The sequence below is a fragment of the Buchnera aphidicola (Aphis nasturtii) genome (genome assembly GCF_005083345.1).
In the GTDB taxonomy this organism is placed as follows: domain Bacteria; phylum Pseudomonadota; class Gammaproteobacteria; order Enterobacterales; family Enterobacteriaceae; genus Buchnera; species Buchnera aphidicola_R.
This window is the reverse complement of record NZ_CP034889.1, coordinates 1-7,595: the sequence shown is the minus strand read 5'-3', so window position 1 is coordinate 7,595 and position 7,595 is coordinate 1. Positions and strand designations below refer to the sequence as shown.

At 26.2% G+C, this 7,595-nt stretch carries 7 protein-coding genes; 1 reads left to right on the top strand and 6 read right to left on the bottom strand.

Translation table 11 applies throughout. The features are described from left to right. Positions 1–19 precede the first annotated feature (19 nt). Together repA (D9V63_RS03110) and D9V63_RS03105 are read right to left on the bottom strand one after the other, a co-directional pair. Positions 20–766 (bottom strand): plasmid replication initiator RepA, encoded by a 747-nt coding sequence (gene repA, locus D9V63_RS03110; protein ID WP_158369314.1) that lies wholly within the window; start codon positions 764–766, stop codon positions 20–22. A 160-nt stretch (positions 767–926) separates the two neighbouring features. After that, complete coding sequence (locus D9V63_RS03105) at positions 927–1,424, bottom strand: TIGR00645 family protein (protein WP_158369312.1); 498 nt, start codon at positions 1,422–1,424, stop codon at positions 927–929. Positions 1,425–1,660: 236 nt separating this feature from the next. On the opposite strand from D9V63_RS03105, the gene repA (D9V63_RS03100) reads away from it, so the two are divergent. Beyond that, a complete protein-coding gene (gene repA, locus D9V63_RS03100; protein ID WP_158369310.1) occupies positions 1,661–2,512 on the top strand; it encodes a plasmid replication initiator RepA in 852 nt (283 codons plus the stop codon). Between the two features lie 290 nt (positions 2,513–2,802). Here the strand turns inward: repA (D9V63_RS03100) and leuD are convergent, their stop codons facing one another. Genes leuD through leuA form a run of 4 tightly spaced genes read right to left on the bottom strand, consistent with a single transcriptional unit; the run spans position 2,803 to position 7,541 of the window. Next, complete coding sequence (leuD, locus tag D9V63_RS03095; protein ID WP_158369308.1) at positions 2,803–3,426, bottom strand: 3-isopropylmalate dehydratase small subunit; 624 nt, start codon at positions 3,424–3,426, stop codon at positions 2,803–2,805. Positions 3,427–3,441: 15 nt separating this feature from the next. Next, the gene (gene leuC, locus D9V63_RS03090; RefSeq protein WP_158369306.1) at positions 3,442–4,842 is read right to left on the bottom strand and encodes a 3-isopropylmalate dehydratase large subunit; all 1,401 of its coding nucleotides are present in this window, start codon (positions 4,840–4,842) and stop codon (positions 3,442–3,444) included. A 2-nt stretch (positions 4,843–4,844) separates the two neighbouring features. After that, positions 4,845–5,939, bottom strand: coding sequence for a 3-isopropylmalate dehydrogenase (gene leuB, locus D9V63_RS03085; protein ID WP_158369304.1), 1,095 nt, complete (start codon positions 5,937–5,939; stop codon positions 4,845–4,847). Between the two features lie 48 nt (positions 5,940–5,987). After that, entirely contained in the window at positions 5,988–7,541 is a 1,554-nt protein-coding gene (gene leuA, locus D9V63_RS03080; protein ID WP_158369302.1) for a 2-isopropylmalate synthase, read from the bottom strand. Positions 7,542–7,595: the final 54 nt, after the last annotated feature.

The window sequence follows — 7,595 nt, the reverse complement described above, 5'->3', positions numbered from 1 at the left end:
TATTGTGTAAATTTATTTTTTAGCCTTTATATAAATTGCATATGTTATTATATTCAATATTTATCTTTTTCTTAAGGCCTTGAGGACCAATTTGTGTTAATTCATGTGCTGTATAAAAATTAATTAAAGCATTAAGAATCTTATTCTTAGCAGATTTTTCATCTAAATTTAAAATAATTTTTATATCTGAAAATGAAATAAATATTTTTTTTTCGATAATTTTCAAAACTTCAGAATTTTTCTTATATTCAAATAAATATTCATTTATCTTTGACTTTGGAATATGCAATAACATAAAAAAAATTGGAGTTAAAAATATTTTTTTTGGTGTGTAATTACTAGAAAATTTAGTTTTTTCTTTTTTGCACTTTATAAAACCCATAGGTTCTAAAAAATCACTAATTAGTCTAGACGCACGTGTAATTGATTTATTGCCTAATTTTGATATTGTAGATAATCCACATTGATCTGATAATTTTTCAATCGAAGCTTCTACTAAATGAGATTCCATATTGTAATAATATAACATAGCTATAACCATAGCTCTCATTGCACATGCGCGATGTTCATTTAATCTTCTAAATCGAGGTAAAATACTACCAGTTTCAGGATTTATTGCTAATAAAGTATAATTTAGTGTGCTTCTTGCAACATCTACCTCTGATGCTTTTTTCATTGCATATTCAATAAAACTAGATCTTTTTTTATCACTCTTAGGAGGATTAAATACTGGTTTTACATTATATATATAATTTTTTCTAGACACCAAAATAATACGCTTGAATATAGAATATATTTTTTGAAAATATATTAAAATAAAATGGTTAGTTAGATAATTTATTTATCACTAAAATATAATCATCAATTTATAACATAAATTTAAAATGCTTTCAAATAACTTTAAAACAAGTCGCTAAAAATTTTAATTAATGTTTTATTTTTTTACTCATTTTATCAATATATGCCATTCCAAAAGCTGATAATACAAATGTTAAATGAATAATTACGCATAACATAATTTTATTATCTAAAATTCTTTCTGCTTCCATAAAGAGACGTAGCAAATGTACAGATGATATTGCAACTATTGATGATGCAACTTTGTTTTTAATTGAATTAACATCCATTGTACCCATCCAACCTAATCTTTTTTGATTATCTTCTATATCCATTTTGGAAATAAAATTTTCATATCCTGAAAACATTACCATAACTAGAAGCCCTCCTACTAGTGCAATGTCAATTAAAGACAAAACTACTAAAACTAAACCAGATTCTGACATTGCTAAAATATCAGGTAAAATAAAAACTATTTGTTGAAAAAACTTTAATGTTAACAAGATAAATCCAAACGACAAACCAACATATACAGGGAACATTAACCAACGAGAAGCATATATTGATTTTTCAATAAATTTTTCCATTTCTATTCCTAACTTATGTAAAAGTATATTTAATGTAAATACATCAATTGAAAAAAATTTTTACATAATTAAAGATAATATCTTTAATATTTTTTAATTATGTAAAAATTTTTTAAAATTATATTGAAAAAATTTTTAATTTATGTTAAATATGTATCGTTAAATAACAGGCATAATCTTAAAAATTAAATTATCCAACAATTATATTTTACAACACTTTTTGAAAAAATTATATTATGTCATTTAGAAAAAGCTATATAAATAATAAAAATCCATTTTTTACACCCCCTAAAAACGACAAACGTCGTCCATCATTTATTTATTTCGCAATGAAAAAAGCATCAGAAATAGATGTAGCAAGATGCGAACTAAATTATGTTATTCAACCTAAAAATATTAAAACAGGTATCCCGATAAAAAGAATCAGAAGATTAAATGAACATCGCGCATGTGCAATGAGAGCTATGGTTTTAGCTATGCTATATCATTTTAACATTTCATCAGAATTAGTACAAGCATCAGTAGAGCAACTTTCGGATGAATGCGGATTATCTACAATATCAAAAGCAGGTAATAAATCAATTACACGTGCGTCTAGATTAATCACACACTTTATGGAGCCTATGGGTTTTGTAACCTGTAAAAAAATATGGGATAAGGTACTAGGTAATTATATGCCTAAAATGATAACACTTACACCACTATTCTTCATGCTTTTTGATGTTTCTGAAAAAAAATTAATAAATGCTAAGAAACAACAATTAGGGTGGATTAATAAAAATCTTATTACTAAGGGATTAAAACCTATAACAATTTCTGAAGCAAAAACAAAAGCAAAAGATACTCAAATGAGAAATCTTTTTAAATATAGAATATCTAAACATACTTTTTATAAAAAGAAAAAAAATGCACAGCGTTTAATAGCGTTAGATGAAAAAGAAGCAAGACAAAAAATTCTGCGCGCTTTAGTAGGTAAATATTCTATTAGCGAATTAACAAAAATGGGGCCCAGTGGTTTAAAAAAGCAAGTGAATATTAGTTATTACTATTTACGAAAAATAGCAAAAAATACATACCCTGATAATTAAAAAATCCATCTTAATCACATTTTCAATGTCATATCTCTGTACTATTCATAATAATTTATTGAAAATTATCAAATTTTTTCTAAAAATCTCAAAAATACTTATTTTATAAAATTTTTTATATTGCAAAATCACTATTTTTTTTTTTTTAATATGATAAATGCATATTATTTTTTTTTATAAATGCTTTCTATATAATAAATGCAAAATAACATTTTTTTAAAATATAAATAAAAATAATATATAACATAAAAAAATAGCGAAGTTTTTTAAAATTCGCTATTTAAAATTTTTTAAGCACTAAATTTTTTTCTTTTTAAGAAAAAAGCAGGTATTTTACTTTCATAAGATTTAATTTTATCATCAAACTGCATAGTTAAATCTATATTATCTAAATCATTTAATAAATAAAAACGTTGAAAATCATTTAAATTAAATAAAAAACTTTCATTTTGAAAATTTACTTTATTATGTATTAAATCAATATCTAATTTAATTTTTATTTTTTTATTAAACAAATTAAATAAATAATCAATTTCAATTTTTTTTAAAACAATTAATAAAAGTTTATTATTAAAGCTATTAGTATAAAAAATATCGGAAAAACTAGGAGCAATTATTACTTTAAAACCATAATCTAATAAAGCCCAAACAGCATGTTCTCTTGAAGAACCACAACCAAAATTGTCTTGGGTTAATAAAATACTAACATTTTTATAAATCTTGTTATTTAAAATAAAATTAGGATTGATTTTAGATTGATTTTTATCAAGATATCTCCAGTCATGAAATAAATATTTACCAAAGCCACTTTTGTTTACTTTTTGTAAAAATTGTTTAGGAATAATAGTATCCGTATCTATATTTGATACGTTTAAAGGTACAACAGTACCTTGGTATTCAGTAGATTTAAACATTTTAAATTAATCTCATTATTTTAAATTTCTCACATCAAAAAATTTTCCATGTATAGCTGCGGCAACAGCCATTACTGGACTTACTAAATGTGTCCTCCCCCCCCTTCCCTGACGACCTTCAAAATTTCTATTGCTAGTAGAAGCACAACGTTCAGAATTATATAATTTATCATCATTCATACCTAAACACATTGAACACCCCGGCAACCTCCATTCAAAACCTGCATTAAGAAAAATTTTATCTAAACCTTCTTTTTCAGCTTGTTTTTTAACTAAACCTGATCCAGGAACAACAATGGCTTTTACGTTATTTGAAATTTTTTTATTTTTTAATATTTCAGCAGCTGATCTTAAATCCTCTATACGAGAATTTGTACAAGATCCGATAAAAACTTTATCAATCTTAACATCTGTTAGGTACATTCCTGGTTTTAAATTCATATAATTACATGCAGATTTAGCTAAATTTTTCTTTATAGGATCATGAAAAAATTTATAATCTGGTATTTTTTGATTTATTGATAAAACTTGATCTGGACTTGTACCCCAAGTTATTTGAGGAGATAAATCAGTAACATCAATAGTTAATTCTTTGTCAAAAAAAGCATCTTTATCTGTTTTCAATGTTTTCCAATAATCAATTGCATTTTTCCAATGTTGTCCATAGGGCGAATATAATTTATCTTTTAAATATGTATATGTAATTTCATCAGGAGCAATTAATGCGGATTTAGCACCCATTTCAATTGCCATATTACAAATTGTCATTCGTTGTTCCATAGACATATCTTTAATTATATTTCCACAAAATTCAATGACATAACCAGAGCCCCCAGAAGCTCCTAACTGTCCTATAACAAACAAAATAACATCTTTAGCTGTAATAAAATTTTTAATTTTACCAATTATTTCAATCTTCATATTCTTAAAACGTTGTTGTTTTAACGTTTGTGTTGAAAGAACATGTTCAACTTCTGAAGTTCCAATGCCAAAAGCTAATGCGCCAAACGCACCATGAGTCGATGTATGAGAATCACCGCATACTATTGTTGTACCAGGTAAAGTCATGCCATTTTCAGGACCTATTACATGTACGATCCCTTGATTTAAATTATTTAAATCATATAATGATATGTTAAATTCATTACAATTTTTAATTAATTGTTCCATTTGTATTTTTGCCATAGGACCAGAAGCATCAATATTTTTACTTACTGTGGAAACATTATGATCCATTGTAGCAAATGTTTTTTTAGGTTGACGAACAAGTCTGTTTTTCTTACGTAATGAATCAAACGCTTGAGGCGATGTAACTTCATGTAATAGATGCAAATCTATATATAAAATAGATATATTTTCTTCCTCTTTATGTACAATATGAGCATCATATATTTTTTCATATAAAGTTTTTTTCATTTTCATTTTCCATCGATTAAAAATTTAGTAATAATATTACCCATTTCAGTAGTTTTAATGTAATTTTTACCATTAGATATATCTATTGTTCTATATCCCTCTATTAAACAACGATGAACAGATAAATCAATTTTATCTGCTATCTGAGGTAAATTCATACTATATCTTACTAACATAGAAACAGAGAGTATTTGAGCTATTGGATTAGCAAGATTGAGACCCTTAATATCAGGAGCAGATCCCCCAGCAGGTTCATATAAACCGAAATTTTTTTGATTTAAACTAGCAGACGGAAGCATACCAACAGAACCAGTAATCATAGCACATTCATCAGAAAGAATATCTCCAAAGAGATTAGAACAAAGCAAGACATCGAATTGATTCGGATCTTTAATAAGTTGCATAGAAGCATTATCAATATACAAATGAGATAATTTAACATTAGGATAATTTTTAGAAACTTTATCTACTGTTTCTCTCCATAAAAAAGAACTTTCAAGAACATTTGCTTTATCAATTGAACAAATTTTTCTCTTTCTAGACTGAGCGATTTGAAAAGCTAAATTAGCAATTCGACGAACTTCAAATTCATAATAAATTTCTGTATCAAAAGCATATATATTATTTTTATTATCAACTGATCTACCTTTATTTTTTCCAAAGTAAATACCACCAGTTAATTCTCTGACACATAATATATCAAAACCATCATTTACAATTTCATTTCGAAGAGGAGATAAATGTTTCAGTTCTGAATATAATTTAGCTGGTCTTAAATTAGAAAAAAGATTAAAATGCTTTCTTAAGGGTAATAAAGCAGCTCTTTCAGGTTGCAATTCAGGTGGTAAAAAATTCCATTTACTACCTCCGACTGATCCAAATAAAATTGCATCAGAATTTTCACAACCGATTATTGTTTTTGAAGGTAAAGCTGTTCCATATTTATCAATAGCTATACCACCAACATCAAATTCCTCTATCGCCAACGATAGAAAAAAATGTTTTTTTAAAACATCTAAAATCTTATAGGCTTCTTGCATAACCTCTGGACCTATACCATCTCCAGGTAAAACGGCAATACGAAACTTTTTTTTCATATTAAATATTTTCCAATTTATAAATTTAATAAATTAAAATAAAAGAATTTAATTATTTACTTTTAAAATTTTTAGTTTTTTATTAACTTGATTAACTTTCCATATAGTATTTAAAACATTAATCATAGCTTGTGCAGAAGATTCAATAATATCAGTAGCTAAGCCGACACCATGAAATTGTCTTTCTTTATATTTAACTAAAATATTAACTTGACCTAAAGCATCTTTACCTTTCCCTTTTGCTATTAATTGATATTTTTGTAAAATTATAGGGAAATGTGTAATTCTATTTAAGGCTTGATAAATAGCATCTACTGGGCCATTAATTGTAGTAGCAGATTCTATAAACACATTTTTTCCGCATAATAATTTTACTGAAGCAGTAGACAAACCATTAGAAATAGATTGAACACTAAAAAAAGATAATGAAAAATATTCTGATTCATCTTGTTGTGTATTAAAAAATGCTAACGCTTCTAAATCATAATCAAAAACTTGCCCTTTTTTATCTGCTAATTTAAGAAATGCTGTATATAATTCATCTATGTTATAATCTGCTTCTTTATAACCCATCTCTGTCATATAATGTTTTACAGCAGCTCTACCTGATCTAGATGTTAAATTTAATTTAACTTCTTTTAATCCTATACTACTAGGTTCCATAATTTCATAATTTTTTCTGTTTTTTAATACACCATCTTGATGAATTCCAGAAGAATGTGCAAATGCATTACTTCCTACTATTGCTTTATGAGGTGGGATAGGCATATTGCAAATTTCACTGATTATTTTGCTAGTACGATATATTTCTTGATGTTTGATGTTAGTTGATACCCTCAAAATATCTTGTCTAACTTTGATTGCCATAATAACTTCTTCTAATGCTGTATTACCAGCTCGCTCTCCAATACCGTTAATAGTTCCTTCTATTTGTCTAGCACCTGCTTCTATAGCGGATATTGAATTTCCCACTGCCATTCCTAAATCGTCATGACAATGCACTGAAATAATAGATTTATCAATATTAGGTACACGTTGAAATAAATTTTTAATAATTAAAGATAATTCATTAGGAACTGTATATCCTACTGTATCTGGTATATTAATCGTTTTCACACCTGCATTTATCAATTTTTCAATAATTTTACACAAGTTATCTATTGTTGTCCTACTAGCATCCTCGCAAGAAAACTCAATATCATCTGTATAACGTAACCCTCTTTTAACAGAAGACACTGCCATTTCTATAATTTCATCAAAATTTTTATTTAGTTTAGATTCCATATGTAATATTGAAGTTGCTAAAAAAATATGTATTCGAAATGATTCTGATTGAGACATTGCTTCTGCTGCAACATCGATATCTTTATTAACACAACGAGCTAAGCTACATATTTTACTATTTTTAACTTTTTTAGATATTTCTCTTACAGATTTAAAATCTCCTGGTGAAGAAACAGGAAAACCAACCTCAATAATATCTATACCTGCATTTTCCAAAGATAATGCAATCTGTAATTTTTGTTTTACACTTAAGCTTGCTTGTAATGCTTGCTCTCCATCACGTAACGTAGTATCAAAAATAATAACTTTTGAATTCATAATTTTTTCTCAGTGTTTAAAGAATAAAATATTAAAAAATAAATTTACACAATA